Raw genomic sequence first — 15100 nt, forward strand, 5'->3', positions numbered from 1 at the left:
CAGAAGCGGTTTCGTCGCGTTTCCCCTGGTCAGCGTGACGAGCTCGACGGTTCCCCGCCTACAGGCCGACTCACCGTCACCACCTCGGGTAGCCTGCGCCGCACCACGACGCGGGAGGCACGGTGGACGAGAACGACTCCGAGACGGCAGGCAAGATCAGCGGCGGCGTCGCCGGGGCACTCGCCGGGGCCCGCATCCTCGGCCGCGTGCCGATCCCCATGGCGCCGTTCGTGGGCGCCGTCGTCGGCGGCGTGGCCGGCACCGAGGTGGGACGTCGCATCGGGCGGGCCGCGGTGAGCGCCGGCAGCGCCTTCGTGGAGACCCTCCGCGAGAGCGCGCCGGCCGAGTCGCCGTCCTCGCCCCCCGCCACCACCGACTGACGAGCGGCCCCTCAGAGCTGGCGCATCCTGCGCACCCGTCGCACCACGACGACGAGGACGGCCACGAGCACCAGCAGGAAGCCGACGAGCAGCACGGCACCGCCGCTGTCCGCGCTCCCCTGGCCGCCGGTCGCGCCGTCGACGTAGGACTCCACGGCCGACACAGCGGGGTCGACGGTCTCCGCCGTCGTGCTGCCGTCGCTCTGGAGCCGGTGCTCGGTCGTCATCGCCGGAGCGTACCGTCGGCGGTCGACATCACCCGTTCGGCGGCGACTCGTTGAACGAGTGCAGGACCGGGCCGTCGCGCCCCACCGCGATGCGGGTCACCGACGGTTGGCCGACGCGGGTCCGGAAGCCCACCTGAGGGATGCCACCGACGGCCCACGACAGCACGGACTTGATCGGCGACACGTGGGTGACGACGACGATCGTGGCCGTCGCCGCCTCGGGGAGGAGCTCGTCGGCGGCGGCGGCCACCCGGACGTCCAGCGAGCGCATCGACTCCCCACCGGGCGGCGCCCAGTCGGGGTCGTGCCGCCAGTGGGACCACACCTCGGCGGCGATCTCGGTCGGAGGCCGACGGTCGAGCTCGCCGTAGTCGAGCTCGATCCAGCGCTCGTCGACCTCGACTTCGAGACCGAACGCCTCCGCGGTGCGGCGGGCTCGGAGCAACGGGCTCGACACGACACGGTCCACTGGACCGATCCAGGCGGCGAGCGCCGTCGCCTGCTCCTCCCCCACCGCGTCGATGTCCGGGTCGGCCCGGCCGAGCAGGAGCCCGGCGGCGTTGTCGGCGGTGCGACCGTGGCGGACGACGACGAGCATCAGGGCACCAGGTCCCGGTCGAGCCGCCCGTGGCGCAGGAGGAGGTCCCGCCGCTCCGGGTCGTCGAGTCGGAACTGCCGCCACGACCACACGAGCGCGAGCGCTCCGAGCACCTCCAGCAGGAGACCGGCGACACCACGCCCGAAGGTGGGCAGCGCAGGGTCGGGCAGGTCGAGGCCGAACGCCGGCCACCAGAACAGCTCGGTGTTCGTCCACGCCCCGTCGAGCACGATGTGCACGAACACGCCGATCGCGAGGCCGAGCCAGCGTCGCCGAGCGAGGCGCCGCCCCCGCGTGAGCAGCATCGTCAGCGCCAGGACCGCGACGGCGCCGAGGAGCGTGTGCAGGAGCGGTGGCCAGCCGGGGATCACCTCGACCAGCGGGAGGACGCTGCCTGCCGCCACGAGCCGGTAGTCGAGCGCCGGGCTCTTGAACACGAGGACGACGGCGACGAAGCCGACGCCGACGAACCAGAGCAGCACCTCAGTGGACGAGGAGCCGCCCGCACTCCTCGCAGATCGCCGGTTGGTCCGCCGGCAGCTTCTTGATGCGGTCGATCTCGACCGCCGACAGCGTGAGGTGGCAGCCGCCGCAGCTGGTGCCGACGAGTCGGGCCACCGCGATGCCACCGAGCCGGCGCCGGGCCTGCTCGTACTCCTCCAGCTGGGGCGCAGGGATCGTCGATGCCAGCTCGTCGCGCTCGGCCTGGACGCTCGACAGCTCGGCGTCGACGTCCGCCTCGGCAGAGGCCAGATCGGCCTCGAGGCGGGTCCGCTCGCCGTCGATCTCCGTGCGCTCGGCGTCGAGTCGGCCGAGGTCCTCGTCGACCGGTTCGAGCGCCGTGAGCACCTCGAGCAGCTCGTCCTCGAGGTCGCTCTGGCGGCGGCCGAGGGCGGCGATCTCGTCCTGCAGCGCCTGCAGCTCGCGCGGCGCGGTGACGGACCCGCCGTAGAGCTGCCGGTCGACCTGCGTGCGCTTCTCCTCCAACGACGCGATCTCGTCCTCCAGCCGCGCCTGCTCACGGGCGAGGTCGTGACGGGTGCCCTCGACGCCGGCGCGGCGCGCCTGGAGGTCACGGGCTCGCTCGTCGAGCGCGCCGAGCGCGTCCCGCTCGGGCAGGGTGGCCCGGCGGTGGCGGAGCTGGTCCGCGGTGGTGTCGTGCTGCTGGAGGTCGAGGAGGTGGTCGAGGACGCTCACGCCCGCCCAGCCTGCCAGATCAGCGAGGCAGGTGGGTGCGGAGCCGGCCGCGCGATCCGTCGATCCGCTCGAGCGCCTCGCGCCGGTCGGCGGCCGCGGCGTCGGCGGACGTGCCGCCCTCGCCGTCGTCGTCATCGTCGTCGCTGGTGGAGCGGGCGGTCGTGCCGCCGCCGGGGTCGGCGTCGACCGCGGCGATGGCCTCGTCGAACCCGTCACCTCGGTAGGCGACGAGGGGCGTCTCCCGGTGGCCGAGGTCGACGACCTCGGGCGGCTCGGGCGCCGTCGGCGCGTCCTCCTGCTCGCCCTCGAAGAACGCGTCGATCGCCTGCTGGCGGACGGCGCGACCACGACGGCGGGGCCCCTGGGTGCCGGAGGAGGCAGGGGGCGGGCCGGCCATGCGGCGCACCCGGCGTCGCTCGCGCTGGTCGACGAGCGGCGTCACCTGGCTGGCCGTGGCGACGGTGAACGCGGCGACGAGCACGGCAGCCAGGGCGACGAGGAGGAGGGTGGTGCCGCTCACGGCCACCATGGCCACCGCCGCCGGGACGGCGACGTCACGCGCGGAGAGGTCGACGAGAGTGGCGACGGCCACGAGAGCGGCGAGGATCGCGGCGCCGGCGCCGAGCGCCCCGGCCGTCCGGCGCAGAGCACGGTCGGTGCGCGGATCGAGGATGCCGCCGGCGACGAGCATCAGCAGGCCGACCACGCCGACGACCACGCCGGTGGAGCGGAGGTCGCGGGGGACGCCGGCGTCGGTCACCTCGAGGTCGATGCTGACCTCGGCGAGGGTGGGCCGGGCCGGAAGGGCGCGGGCGAGGTCGAGGTCCACGTCGCGGAGCGCCGCGACCGCCACCGGGCTGAGCACCTCCGACGGGACGGTCACACGGAGGCCACCGCCAGCGCGCCACGTGCGGTGGGCATCCTCGACGGCGTCGCGCGAGCCATCGACGAAGTTGCTGTCGCGCACCATCCGCTCGGCGACGGCGCGAGCGGTCGGCTCGGTGATCGTCCCCGGCGCGAGCAGCGACGGCACCTCGGCCGCGAGGGCGTCGACGAGGGCGGTGTGGGCGGCGTCGATGCCGACGAGGTCGGGCGTGGCGTCCCGAGCGGCGGATCCGGAGAGGACCGTCGTCGTCAACGAGACGATCACGAGCGCGGCGACGAGCGCGGCCGCACCGACCGCCGTCAGGCCCTGCCCTGTGCGAGCGCGCTGGGCGTTCACCGACCTCCCCGTCGCATCCGGCCGCATCCGACGGCGCGGCTCCTCTCCATGTTCATCGGCCCCGCCCGCCGATCCTTGAGGACCCGACGGCGGGGACGAACCCCCTCACCCGGACGGGTGGGGCATCAGGAGCAGGTGACGCTGACGGCACCCGTGCCGATCGTGATGTCGTCGGTGCCGATGAACTCCATCTCGCCGACCAGGAGCGAGCTCGACACCTCGAGCACGGCGTCCTCGGCGGTGGCGATGGTGTTCGTGCCACCGGCGAGCTCGCCGTCGCCGAAGGCGATGCTGATCGACTCGATCGAGTTGCCGGACGCGCTGGTGGAGCGGGTGACCTCGACCTCGTAGGCGTCGCCCTGGTGCTCCCCGGTGCCGTGGACGTAGATCTCGTAGTCCCGCGCGATGTGGTTGACCGGGGTGAGGGCGCAGACGTCGGCGTCGAACGGGTAGTCGGTGCCGGCGAGCGTCAGCGAGCCCGATCCGGTCGGCGCGCCGTCGGAGCTCGGCAGGGTGCTCTCCGAGGTGCCCGAGCCGACGCCGTCGGCAGGGTCGTCACCGCAGGCGGTGGCGACGAGGGTGAGGGCGACGACGGACGTGAGGGCGGTGGCGAGGCGGCGGATCGTCATGGCGTCGAGTCGACCCGACCGGCCCGCCACGGGGCAACCCCCGCGGCGGAGGCATCGGTCACAGAACTGGGTCGGGCGACCCACGTCGGGACGCGTCGTACGACGTAGACCGGGCGGTCACGCGTCACATGCAACCGATGGGCTGCGCGACACGCGGGCCCAGGTGGTGGGCGCTGAGGGACTCGAACCCCCGACCCCCTCCTTGTAAGGGAGGTGCTCTCGCCAGCTGAGCTAAGCGCCCGGGGCGGGTCAGCCTAACCCTGCGGCCTCGGCCGAGCCGGTCGACTCGGGACCGGCTCCCTGGCGCTCGGCGAGCACGGCGAGGGCCGACGCGGTCTCGTGCTGCACGTCGTCCATCGCATCGGGCGCGAACCAGCGGGCGTCGACGACCTCGGGCGACGTGGGCCGGGCCGTGTCGGGGTCGCAGCCCGGGGCGGGCACCGCGGCGTAGACCACGTCGACCCGCTGCGGACCCGGGTCGACCACGACGACCGGCGGGCCGATCAGCTCCACGTCGAGCCCGACCTCCTCGGCGACCTCGCGGCGGGCGGCGTCGGCCGGGTCCTCGCCCCTCGAGAGGAGCCCGCCGGGGAGCCCCCAACGTTGCCGGTACCGCTGGCGGATGAGCAGGACGCGACCGTCCTGCCGCCGGATGACGCAGATGGCGCCGACCGTGTAGGACGGCGCGCCCCAGCGGACGAGCCGGCGCCGCACGGGACGGGGCAGCTTGGCGAAGGCGCCGAGCAGGAGGCGGTGGAGGACCGGAGGCACCAGGGGAGCCTACGAGCGCTGCGGGCAGCCCCCTCCGCGGTTCACGCCTGGTTGCGCCGGGCGGTGAGCTCGTCGAGGAGGTCGGGCGTGGCGGCGGCGAGTGGCGTGCGGCGAGCGGCGTGGTCGAGCGCGACGAGGTCGCGCCCGTGGGCGTCGGCCACCACGGCCCCGGCCTCGTGGCAGACGAGGAGGCCACCGAGGTAGTCCCAGCTGCCGTGGGCGTCGACGCTGCAGTCGACGAAGGCGTCGATCGTGCCGTCGGCCACCGCGCACAGGTCGAGCGCCGCCGCACCGAGGGCGCGGAACTGGCTCCACCCGAGGTGTCGGGGTGGGAGCCCGGACAACCCCACGACGGCGTCGGCGGCGGCCGTGACCGCCGAGGGGCGGATGGGCGTCCCGTCCCGCCGGGCGCCGCCGCCCCGCGACGCCACGTAGCGGTGGCGGCGCGGCAGGTCGAGCACGACCGCGGCGAGGGGCCCGTCGGCGTCGACGGCGCAGACGCTCGACGCGAACCACGGGATGCCCCGGTGGGCGTTGGTCGACCCGTCCAAGGGATCGACGACGACGGTGACGGGTCGCTCGGGGTGGTGGCGCCCGCTCTCCTCGCTCAGCACGCCGAGCCCGGCGCCGACGAACAGGTCGACCGCCACGGCGTCGGCCCGCAGGTCGGACCGGTGCTGACCGGGCCGGGTGCCGGCGAGGCCCCAGTCGTCGAGATCGCCCAGCACGTCGGCCACGGCGTCGACGGCGGCGTGGAGGACGTCGAGCAGGCCGTCGACGGAGCGCGGAGGGCCGGGCACGAGGGCGACGGTAGCCGAGCCCCCTCCTCGCCTGGCAGTCTTGGCCCCGTGGCAGCCATCGACGTCCCTGTCTTCGTCGCCGACCTGAAGGACCACGCGGTCGACCACGGGTTCCACGTGCACGACGAGCGCCACTTCGTCGAGACCTACTCCCTCCGGCAGGCCTGGGAGGTCGACCTGCACCCCGAGGAGGCCTGCGGCGGCCCGCTCGACCTGCACCTGGCGCTCGAGGTCGACCCCCGCACCCTGCTCGGCTTCGAGGACGCCGTGCTCGACCTGCCCGAGACCGACGAGCCGCCCGACGCGTGGTTCTTCCCCCTGCTCTTCACGTGGGCCCTGCCCCCGCTGCCGAAGGGTCCCGACCTCCTGCTCCTCGCCACCGAGCTGGCGGGGGTGGGCGGCCCCGACCTGCCGCTCGAGGTCTCGGCCATCGACTCGACGGCGTCGGTCACCGAGGCGACGGAGCGGTCGCTCAGCATCGTCGGACGCATCGAGGTCTCCCTCGCCCGGATCTTCATGGGCCAGGAGCAGCTCTGCGACGTGCTCGACCGCTGTCTCGACGTCAGCCGGTTCCTGCTCGACCGCGCGCCGGTCTGGCTCGACGACTGAGCCCGCTCCGGGCGGTGCCCGACGTCAGCGCCCGGTCGCCCAGGCGATCCCTCCCCCACCCCGCTGCTTCACCCGGTACATCGCCGCGTCGGCGGCGGCCATGAGGCCGTCGACGTCGGCCGCGTCGTCGGGGTGGACGGCAACGCCGATGCTCAGTCCGATGCGGTGCTCGTGGCCGTCGACGACGTAGGGGGCCGACACCTCGGCGACCAGCCGCTCGGCGACCCGTGCGACCACGTCGTGATCGACGCCGACGAGGGCGACGGCGATCTCGTCGCCGCCGACGCGCACCACCAGGTCCGTGTCGCGGACGACGTGGACGATGCGCGCCGCGGCCGCGGCGAGGACCCGGTCGCCGGTGGGGTGGCCGAAGCCGTCGTTCACCGCCTTGAACCCGTCGAGGTCGCAGAAGAGGACGGCGAGCGGCGGTGCGTCGCCCATCGGGAGGTCGAGGAGCCCGCCGACGCGCTCGACGAGGACCCCGCGGGTGGGCAGTCCGGTGAGCGCGTCGGTGCGGGCGGCGTCGATCGCCGCCGCCTCGCGCCGCCGCAGGTCGGTGACCTCGCGGACGATGGCGTACACATCACCCCCTGCAGGCACGAGGCGGGCCTCCCAGTGCCGATCCTCGCCGTCGACGACGAGGCCGTACTCGACCGCCACGAGGCCGCCCGATCGCAGTGCCTCGACGATGCCGGCCATGACGACGGCCGCCTGGCGGCGGGGCATCACGTCCTGGACGCGCTGGCCGGGAATCGTGCTCTGGTCGACCGCGGTGGGGTGGTCGTCGGGCACCTCCACGCTGACGAAGGTGCCGTCGGCGCGCACCCGGTACACCGGGTCGGGGATCGCGGCGACGAGGGCCCGGAGCCGCTCGACGTCGTCCTCGCCGGTCACGGCCGCAGTCTGCCACCGGGGACGTCCGCCGGCGCGCCACGCTGACGGCGACGTCGGTCGGCGCTGCTATCCTCGCCCGGACATTCCGGGGTAGCTCAGCTGGCAGAGCAACTGACTGTTAATCAGTGGGTCGTGGGTTCGAGCCCCACCCCCGGAGCTTTCGGATCACAGGGCCGCAGGCCCGGGGGCCAGTAGCTCAGTGGTCAGAGCAGGCGACTCATAATCGCTCGGTCGCAGGTTCGATCCCTGCCTGGCCCACGCCGCATCCTCCGCTGGCCGGATCCTCAGTTGGCGGTCGTCACGGCCGATCTGCACGGCGACCCGGGTCACCCGCCCGGGCACCGTGCGAGTGGAGCCCCCCTGATGGATCACGGCGAGACCCTCGAGTTCGTCCTCGACAACTCGGCCGACATCATCATGCTGGTGTCCGACGACGGCACCGCCGAGTACATGACCCCCTCGGTCGAGCGCGTCCTCGGTTGGCCTCCCGAGCTGTTCCGCACCCGCTCGGCGTTCGAGATGATCCACCCGGAGGACCTCGAGCGCGTCAAGGGTGCGTTCCAGGGCACGTTCGAGCCGGGCGTGGCGCTGCGGCCGGACCGCTTTCGCGTGGCCCGGGCCCAGGGCGGCTGGGCGTGGCTCGAGTGCCGCGTCTCCTACGCCCGCAGCCGCGACGACGTCGTCGTGGTGACGGCGCGCGACGTGACCGACGAGGTGCAGGCGGCCGAGAGCGCCACCCTGCACGAGGAGAAGCGTCGACGCGCCGAGGCGCAGCTCGCCCACAACACGCTCCACGACCCGCTCACCGGCCTCCCGAACCGCCACCTCCTCGCCGACCGCATCGACCAGGCGATCCGCCGCGCCCACCGCACCGGCTCGCGCGCCGCCGTGCTGTTCTGCGACCTCGACCGGTTCAAGGTGGTGAACGACGCGCTCGGCCACGGCGTGGGCGACCAGCTCCTCGTGGTCGTCGCCCGCCGGCTGCGGTCCTGCCTGCGCGAGACCGACACCGTCGCCCGCTTCGGCGGCGACGAGTTCGTCGTCCTCACCGAGGACCTCGCCTCCGATGACGACGCCGCCGCGCTCGCCGGTCGCATCCGCGACGTGCTCGACGACCCGATCCACGTGGGCGGGCACGCCCTCCACGTGTCGGTCTCCACCGGCGTGGTCACGATCGACGGCGACCTGGCCCGCGACGAGATCCTCAGCAACGCCGACGCCGCCATGTACAGCGCCAAGGAGGCGGGACGCTCGGGGTGGGTGATCTTCGACGCCGAGCTGCGCCAGCGGGCCTCCGACCGGCTGCGCATCGAGGCCGACCTGCGCCACTCCCTCGCCACGGGGGCGGGTCTGACCGTCCACCTGCAACCCGAGGTCGAGCTGGCGACCCGCGCGACGGTCGGGTTCGAGGCCCTCGTGCGCTGGACCCTGCCCGACGGCTCGAACGTGCCGCCCGACCGGTTCCTCCCCATCGCCGGCGATGCAGGTCTGATGCCGATGCTCGGCCGCCACGTCGTCGCCGGGGTCGCCCAGGGGCTGCGTGAGCTGCGCACGGCCGGACACGGGTCGTGGATCGCGCTCAACGCCGCCGCCGAGGAGCTCCAGCACCCCGACTTCGCACCGCAGGTGCGACGCGCGCTCGACGCGGTCGAGATCGACGCCTCGCGCCTCTGCATCGAGATCACCGAGCACAGCATCCTGAAGGATCCAGCCGGCGTCGACCTGGCCCTGCGTCCCCTGCGGGACCTCGGTGCGACCGTCGCGATCGACGACTTCGGCACCGGCTACTCGTCGCTGTCGTACCTGACCCGCTTCCGGCCCGAGTACCTGAAGATCGACCGCACGTTCACCAGCGCGGTGCTCGAGCGCTCGGGCGACCGGGCGGTGGTCGAGGCGGTGCTGCACCTGGCCGACTCGCTCTCGATCGTGACCGTCGCCGAGGGCATCGAGACCGAGGAGCAAGCGGCGGCCCTCGACGAGCTCGGGTGCCAGCTCGGCCAGGGGTGGCACTTCGGTCGACCGGCGCCGATGGCGCAGATCCTCGGCGCGTAGCGGCAACGGCGCTCCGATCGGGCAGGCTGGTCCGGTGGAGCGCCGTGACATCGCCATCATCGGAGCCGGTCCCGCCGGGTGCGCGGCCGCGATCAGGGCCGCCCGCGGCGGCGCCCGGGTCGTGGTGTTCGAGAAGGGACCGTACGGCCGGGACAAGGTCTGCGGTGACGGGCTCACCCCGCGGGCCGTCGGGGCCCTGCGGGAGCTGAAGGTCGAGCCGGAGGAGGCGCACCGCATCGACGGCCTGCGCATGATCGCCGGCCGCACGACCCGCGAGCTCGCCTGGCCGACGACGAGCCGCTTCCCCGACCACGGCGCGGTCCTCCCTCGCCGCCGCCTCGACGCCCACCTGGCCGACGCGGCGCAGGAGGCCGGCGCCGAGATCCTGTGGGAGACCGCCGCGACCCCGGTCCTCGACGACTCGGGCCGGGTCACCGGCGTCGAGGCCGCCGACGGCCGCCGGTGGGACGCCGACCTCGTGATCCTCGCCGCCGGGGCGCCGGGCGCGGCGGCCCGGCTGCTCGGGGCCGACCGGATGGCCGACGAGCCGTTCGGTCTGGCCATCCGCACCTACGTCCCCTCGCCCCGCCACGACGACCGCCACCTCGAGGCGTGCCTCACCCTCACCGACGACCACGGCGTCGCCGTGCCCGGCTACGGCTGGATGTTCCCCGCCGGCGACGGCACCGTGAACATCGGCGTCGGCGCCCTGTCGACCATGAAGGGCTTCACGCGGCTCAACCTCAACCGCCTGCTCGACTCCTACAGCCAGATGGTGCGCGAGTCGTGGGACATCGGCGAGCCGCTCGAGCGGCCGCGAGCGTGGCGCCTGCCGATGTCGGCCCAGCACCGCCACGGCCCCGGCTGGCTGGCGGTCGGCGACGCCGCCGGGCTCGTCAACCCGATGAACGGCGAGGGCATCGACTACGGCCTGGAGTCCGGCATCCTCGCCGCCGACCTGCACCTCGAGTCGCCGGCGACGGCACCGGCCCGCTACGACGCCGAGATCGGCGAGCGCTTCGACGCGTTCCTCCGCACCGGCCGCCGGTTCAGCTTCCTCATCGGCCACCCGTGGATCCTCCGCAACGGCCTGCGGGTGGCCGTCGGCACCCAGGTCGCGGCCGACATCACGCTCGCGGTCATGGGCAACCTGGTCGACTCCGAGACCCCGGGGGCCGCGGGACGGGTCCTGCGGCTCGCCGATCGGGCGCTGGCGACAGCCGACCCGCTGCTGCGCCGCACCCGCGCCGCCCGCTGAGCGGCTACTCCAGGTTCCGCAGCCGCGGGATGAACGCGAACGCGCCGAGGGCGAGCGTGACGAGCGCGGCCGAGGTGAGCCCCAGCGCAGCGCGCGGGCCGATGGTCGCGGCCAGGAGCCCGGTGAGGAACGCGCCGAGCTGCGAGAGGCTGAACTGCAGCATGTAGACGCTCATCACCCGACCCCGGTACTCCTCCTCGACGTAGGACTGGACGAGCACGTTCGACAGCGACTGGCGGGCGGACTGGCCGAGGCCCATGGCGAGCATGAACCCCGCCATCATCCAGACCGACGTCGACAGGGTGAAGGCGAGCAGGAGCATCAGGCCCTGGAAGGCGGAGCCGAGCAGGAAGCCGGCTCCCCGCCGGCGGGCCGGGAGGGATGCGATGACGAGCGCCCCGGTGAGCGCGCCGATGCCCGAGACGCTCTGGAGCAACCCGAGCGAGTCGGCGCCGGCGTCGAACACGTCCTGCACGAAGCCGCCGAGCAGGAACATGTAGGGCATCGCGGTGAGGACGACGAGGATGTTGATGCCCATCAGCGGCCCGATGATCGGGTCGCGCACGATGTACGCCAGCCCGCCGGTGATGTTGGCGAACCCGGCCCGGACCTCGCCGGAGATCGAGCCCGCGGCCTGGATCTCCCTCGGCTCCTCGGGGACCCGCAGGAGGAAGAGCGAGGCGAAGAGGTACAGCCCGCTCATGAGGAAGTAGACCCACGCCGCGCCGGCCCACTCGAACAGGAACCCGCCGAGCGCCGGGGCGAACAGGCGCATGGTGTTCATGCCGGCGGAGTTGAGCGCCACCGCGTTCATCAGCTGCTCGCGCGGGATGAGCGACGGCAGGAGCGACTGGCGCGACGGCATCATCAGGGCCATCGACGTGCCCTGCACCACCGCGGAGGTGAGGAGCAGCCCGAAGGTGAGGGTGTCGGTGAGCAGCAGGATCGCGACGGCGCAGGCGTTGACCGCGTTGACCAGCTGCCCGGTCTGGACGACGAGCTTGCGGCGGGCGACCCGGTCGGCGATCGCGCCGCCGACCATGGCGAAGACGATGCCGGGCAGCGCGCTGGCCAGGGCGATGGTGCCGAGCGCGGCGTAGGACCCGGTCAGGAGGTACGCCAGGTAGGACCGGACGACCATCTGCATGTTCTGCGAGGCCATCTGGCCGAGCATCGACAGGAAGAAGTCGCGGAACCGCGGCGTGCGCAGCGAGTCGAAGGTGCGCAGGCCCTTGATGCGGTCGCGGCGGGTGCGAGCGGCCGGCGCCGGCTCGCCACCGTGCTCGCCGTCGTCGGCGGTGGCGACCGTGCGGTGGTCCTGGTCGGTGGGGGTCAGGCCTGGAGCTCTCCGGCGTCGACGGCGGAATTGATTCCAGAGTCTAACTAGTTCGCGGTGGACCTACTCGCTGTCGAGGTAGTCCCGCAGCTTCTGGCTGCGGTGGGGGTGGCGCAGCTTGGCCAGGGTCTTCGACTCGATCTGGCGGATGCGCTCACGGGTGACGCCGAACTCCCGCCCGACCTCCTCGAGGGTGCGGGCCTGGCCGTCCTCGAGCCCGAAGCGGAGCCGGACGACCTGCTGCTCGCGCTCGTTGAGCTCCTCGAGCGCGGCGAGGACGGCCTCGTTGAGCATGCGGCGGGCGGCCATCTCCGCCGGGGCGTCGGCCTGGAGGTCCTCGATGAAGTCACCGAGGTTGGAGTCGTCCTCCTCCCCCACCGGGGAGTTGAGGGAGAGCGGGTCCTGGGAGATGCGCAGGATCTCCCGCACCCGCTGCGGGGTCATGTCGACCTCGGTGGCGAGCTCCTCGACGGTGGGCTCGCGCTCGAGCTGCTGGAGCATCTGGCGCTGCACCCGGTGGACCTTGTTGATCGACTCGACCATGTGGACCGGGATGCGGATGGTGCGGGCCTGGTCGGCGATGGCCCGGGTGATGGCCTGGCGGATCCACCACGTGGCGTAGGTGGAGAACTTGAAGCCCTTGGTGTAGTCGAACTTCTCGACCGCACGCATCAGCCCGAGGTTGCCCTCCTGGATGAGGTCGAGGATGAGCATGCCGCGGCCGACGTAGCGCTTGGCGATCGACACCACGAGGCGGAGGTTGGCCTGGGTGAGCGCTTCGCGGGCCCGGTCGCCGTCCTTGGCGGTGCGGGTGAGCTGGCGCCGCGTGGTGGCGTCGAGCTCCTCGCGGTCGGGGTTCTCCGGGTCGTCGGCGGCGTCGAGGCGTTCCTTCGCGAACTTGCCGGCCTCGATGCGCTTCGCGAGCGACACCTCCTCGGGGCCGGTGAGGAGCGGGACCCGACCGATCTCCTTCAGGTAGAGCCGCACCGAGTCGGAGCTGCCGCCGCCAGTGTCGGACGGGGCGCGGATGGCACGCGTCGGACGTGCCGCGATGCGCGCCGCGATGCGCGCGGCGCGCTCCTTGGCCGCGTCGTCCTCCGGCGGGGGCGCGTGGTCGACGTCGTGGTCCTCGTGGAGCTCGTCGACGCTCTCGTCGATGGTGATGCCGAACGAGGCGAAGTGGTCGCGGATGCGGACGATGTTGTCCGGCGTGGGGTCCACGTCCTTGAACACGGCCATGACGTCGTCGCTGTGGAGCGTCCCGTGGGAGCGGCCCCGTTCGATCAGCCGCTGGAGCTCCTCAGCCGGGACCTCGACCCACGGGGAGGTCGGTTGAGTGCGCTCAGTCATGGCTCCCCTATGGCCCGTTGCCGCAGCCAGGCTAGCAAGGCATCTCGCGCCTCCGGTTCGGTTGCCGGCTCGCGCATCTCCATGATGCGCCGGTTCAGCCAGCCTGTGATCTCGGAGAAGAGGAGCGGCTCACCGGCTTGGCGCGCCTCGGCGTCGAAACCTGCGATCGTGCGCCGCGTCGCCTCGGTTACGAGGCGACCGACAACATCGATCGGATCGGCCTCGGACTCCTCCACCGCGAGCCGCTGGAGCAGGTCGGCGGTCTCGGGATCGGACTCGGCGATAGCGGCGCGCAGGTCTCCGGTGCGAGTGAGGGCGTCGAGCGCGGCGGCGAGCAGCTCGTCGTCGAAGAGGCACGGGTCGAGCAGCGGGAGGATCTCGTCGCGCCGGTGCACGGCGAGGCGCAGCGCCTCGAGTTCCGGCGTGTTGCGCCGAGGTGCGGTCCGGCGCGTCGGGCGCTCCTCGGTGGTACGGGCCTCCTCAGTGCGCTCCTGGCGCCGGCGGGGGTTGCGCAGGCCGTCGCGCAGGCGGTCGACGTCGATGCGGCAGCGGTCGGCGACGGCCATGAGGTACTGGTCGCGGACGAGGGCGCTCGGGTGCTCGGCGATCACGGCCAGCGCGGCCTCCGCACCCCGGGCACGTCCTTCGGGGGTCGACAGGTCGGCGGCGCCGAGGACCCGGTCGAGGCGGAAGCCGAGGAAGGGCTTGGCGTCGACGACGGCCTTCTCGAGCGCCGCGGGGTCCTCCCGTGCGAGGTCGGCGGGGTCGACGCCGCGGGGCAGCGCCGCGACGGCGACGTCGACCTCGAACCGCCGCTCCCACTCGTAGAAGCGCTCGGCGGCCGACTGCCCTGCGGCGTCGGCGTCGAAGGCGAGCACCACCCGCCGGGCGTACTTGCGGAGGATCTGCACGTGGGACTCCGTGAGCGCGGTCCCGCAGGTGGCGACGGCGCGTCCGAGGCCGGCCTCACCGAAGGCGATGACGTCGGTGTAGCCCTCGCAGATGATGACCTCGTCGGCCCGCACGACCTCGGCCTTGGCCCAGTTGAGCCCGTAGAGCGCCCGGCTCTTCGAGTAGATCGGCGACTCGTGGGAGTTGATGTACTTGGCCCCCTCCGCCCCGGGGAGGATGCGCCCGCCGAACGCGACCGGGTCGCCGCCGGCGTCGAAGATCGGGAACAGGACCCGACCCCGGAAGGCGTCCTGCTGGCGCCCGCGCCGGTTGCGGAACCCGAGCCCGCTGTCCTTCACGACGTCGTCGGGCAGCTTCAGCGCGGTGACCAGCTGGTCCCAGTCGTCGGGCGCCCAGCCGAGCTTGTAGCGCTCGACGGTGTCCTTGGTGAAGCCCCGCGAGCGCAAGTAGCTGCGGGCCGGGCCGGCGTCGGGCGCGGTCTTCAGCCGCTCGTGGTACCAGTCGACGGCTCGGGCGACGGCCTCGATGAGGCGGGCCTTGCGCTTGCGCGACTCGCCCTCGTCGCGGTCGGTGTACCGGAGCGTGACCCCCGACCGACCGGCGAGGGTCTCGACCGCGCCGACGAAGTCGGTGTGCTCGATCTCGCGGATGAACGTGATGACGTCGCCCTTGGCCTGGCAACCGAAGCAGTAGTACAGCCCCTGCTCGGCGTTGACCGAGAACGACGGCGACTTCTCGGAGTGGAACGGGCAGAGCCCGGTGAACCGTCGACCGACGCGCTTGAGCTGCGTGTACTGGGACACGATCGCGACGATGTCCGAGGCCTCCCGGACCGCGGCGATGTCCTCGTCGACGATGCCCACGT

The 15100-nt window shown here is 73.3% G+C and carries 16 protein-coding genes and 3 tRNA genes; 6 read left to right on the forward strand and 13 right to left on the reverse strand.

Annotated features, from left to right (window positions below; translation table 11 throughout):
• Positions 1-122: 122 nt before the first annotated feature.
• Positions 123-380, forward strand: a complete 258-nt coding sequence (locus GH723_RS11165) for a hypothetical protein (RefSeq protein WP_153759717.1) — start codon at positions 123-125, stop codon at positions 378-380.
• 11 nt (positions 381-391) lie between these two features.
• On the opposite strand, the gene GH723_RS11170 is transcribed toward GH723_RS11165, so the two are convergent.
• The 9 genes from GH723_RS11170 to GH723_RS11210 form a co-directional block, all read right to left on the reverse strand.
• The gene (locus GH723_RS11170; RefSeq protein ID WP_153759718.1) at positions 392-607 is read right to left on the reverse strand and encodes a hypothetical protein; all 216 of its coding nucleotides are present in this window, start codon (positions 605-607) and stop codon (positions 392-394) included.
• A gap of 28 nt (positions 608-635) precedes the next feature.
• Complete coding sequence (locus GH723_RS11175) at positions 636-1205, reverse strand: histidine phosphatase family protein (protein WP_153759719.1); 570 nt, start codon at positions 1203-1205, stop codon at positions 636-638.
• A complete protein-coding gene (locus tag GH723_RS11180) occupies positions 1205-1687 on the reverse strand; it encodes a hypothetical protein (RefSeq protein ID WP_153759720.1) in 483 nt (160 codons plus the stop codon). Before GH723_RS11180 ends, GH723_RS11175 begins: the two co-directional genes overlap by 1 nt.
• A 1-nt stretch (position 1688) precedes the next feature.
• The gene (locus tag GH723_RS11185; protein WP_153759721.1) at positions 1689-2402 is read right to left on the reverse strand and encodes a zinc ribbon domain-containing protein; all 714 of its coding nucleotides are present in this window, start codon (positions 2400-2402) and stop codon (positions 1689-1691) included.
• A 19-nt stretch (positions 2403-2421) separates the two neighbouring features.
• Positions 2422-3624, reverse strand: coding sequence for a hypothetical protein (locus GH723_RS11190; protein WP_153759722.1), 1203 nt, complete (start codon positions 3622-3624; stop codon positions 2422-2424).
• A 125-nt stretch (positions 3625-3749) separates the two neighbouring features.
• A complete protein-coding gene (locus tag GH723_RS11195) occupies positions 3750-4253 on the reverse strand; it encodes a hypothetical protein (protein WP_153759723.1) in 504 nt (167 codons plus the stop codon).
• A 164-nt stretch (positions 4254-4417) separates the two neighbouring features.
• Positions 4418-4494, reverse strand: a tRNA-Val gene (locus tag GH723_RS11200).
• A gap of 8 nt (positions 4495-4502) precedes the next feature.
• Positions 4503-5024 carry an NUDIX hydrolase gene (locus tag GH723_RS11205; protein WP_195210257.1) on the reverse strand — a complete coding sequence of 174 codons (522 nt, stop codon included), beginning with the start codon at positions 5022-5024 and terminating at the stop codon, positions 4503-4505.
• Between the two features lie 41 nt (positions 5025-5065).
• On the reverse strand, positions 5066-5824 hold the full coding sequence (locus GH723_RS11210) for an inositol monophosphatase family protein (protein ID WP_195210258.1): 759 nt from the start codon (positions 5822-5824) through the stop codon (positions 5066-5068).
• A gap of 48 nt (positions 5825-5872) precedes the next feature.
• Between GH723_RS11210 and GH723_RS11215 the strand changes: the two genes are divergently transcribed.
• Positions 5873-6433 (forward strand): hypothetical protein, encoded by a 561-nt coding sequence (locus GH723_RS11215; protein ID WP_153759726.1) that lies wholly within the window; start codon positions 5873-5875, stop codon positions 6431-6433.
• Between the two features lie 24 nt (positions 6434-6457).
• Here the strand turns inward: GH723_RS11215 and GH723_RS19120 are convergent, their stop codons facing one another.
• Positions 6458-7327: a sensor domain-containing diguanylate cyclase gene (locus tag GH723_RS19120; protein WP_153759727.1), complete on the reverse strand. Its 870-nt coding sequence runs from the start codon at positions 7325-7327 to the stop codon at positions 6458-6460.
• 84 nt (positions 7328-7411) lie between these two features.
• Here GH723_RS19120 and GH723_RS11225 point away from each other — a divergent pair.
• The 4 genes from GH723_RS11225 to GH723_RS11240 all read left to right on the forward strand — a co-directional run bounded on the left by GH723_RS11225 (position 7412) and on the right by GH723_RS11240 (position 10637).
• Positions 7412-7484: transfer RNA gene (locus tag GH723_RS11225), tRNA-Asn, on the forward strand.
• 28 nt (positions 7485-7512) lie between these two features.
• Positions 7513-7585 (forward strand) — tRNA-Ile (locus tag GH723_RS11230).
• A gap of 105 nt (positions 7586-7690) precedes the next feature.
• The gene (locus GH723_RS11235) at positions 7691-9379 is read left to right on the forward strand and encodes a putative bifunctional diguanylate cyclase/phosphodiesterase (protein WP_153759728.1); all 1689 of its coding nucleotides are present in this window, start codon (positions 7691-7693) and stop codon (positions 9377-9379) included.
• A gap of 34 nt (positions 9380-9413) precedes the next feature.
• On the forward strand, positions 9414-10637 hold the full coding sequence (locus GH723_RS11240; protein ID WP_195210259.1) for an NAD(P)/FAD-dependent oxidoreductase: 1224 nt from the start codon (positions 9414-9416) through the stop codon (positions 10635-10637).
• A 4-nt stretch (positions 10638-10641) separates the two neighbouring features.
• On the opposite strand, the gene GH723_RS11245 is transcribed toward GH723_RS11240, so the two are convergent.
• The 3 genes from GH723_RS11245 to dnaG all read right to left on the reverse strand — a co-directional run bounded on the left by GH723_RS11245 (position 10642) and on the right by dnaG (position 15098).
• The gene (locus GH723_RS11245) at positions 10642-11973 is read right to left on the reverse strand and encodes an MFS transporter (protein ID WP_153759730.1); all 1332 of its coding nucleotides are present in this window, start codon (positions 11971-11973) and stop codon (positions 10642-10644) included.
• A gap of 63 nt (positions 11974-12036) precedes the next feature.
• Entirely contained in the window at positions 12037-13323 is a 1287-nt protein-coding gene (gene rpoD, locus GH723_RS11250) for an RNA polymerase sigma factor RpoD (RefSeq protein ID WP_153759731.1), read from the reverse strand.
• On the reverse strand, positions 13320-15098 hold the full coding sequence (gene dnaG / locus GH723_RS11255) for a DNA primase (RefSeq protein WP_153759732.1): 1779 nt from the start codon (positions 15096-15098) through the stop codon (positions 13320-13322). The genes rpoD and dnaG overlap by 4 nt, the downstream gene beginning before the upstream one ends.
• Positions 15099-15100 lie beyond the last annotated feature (2 nt).

Origin of the sequence: Actinomarinicola tropica, from assembly GCF_009650215.1 — a bacterium.
Lineage (GTDB): Bacteria > Actinomycetota > Acidimicrobiia > Acidimicrobiales > SKKL01 > Actinomarinicola > Actinomarinicola tropica.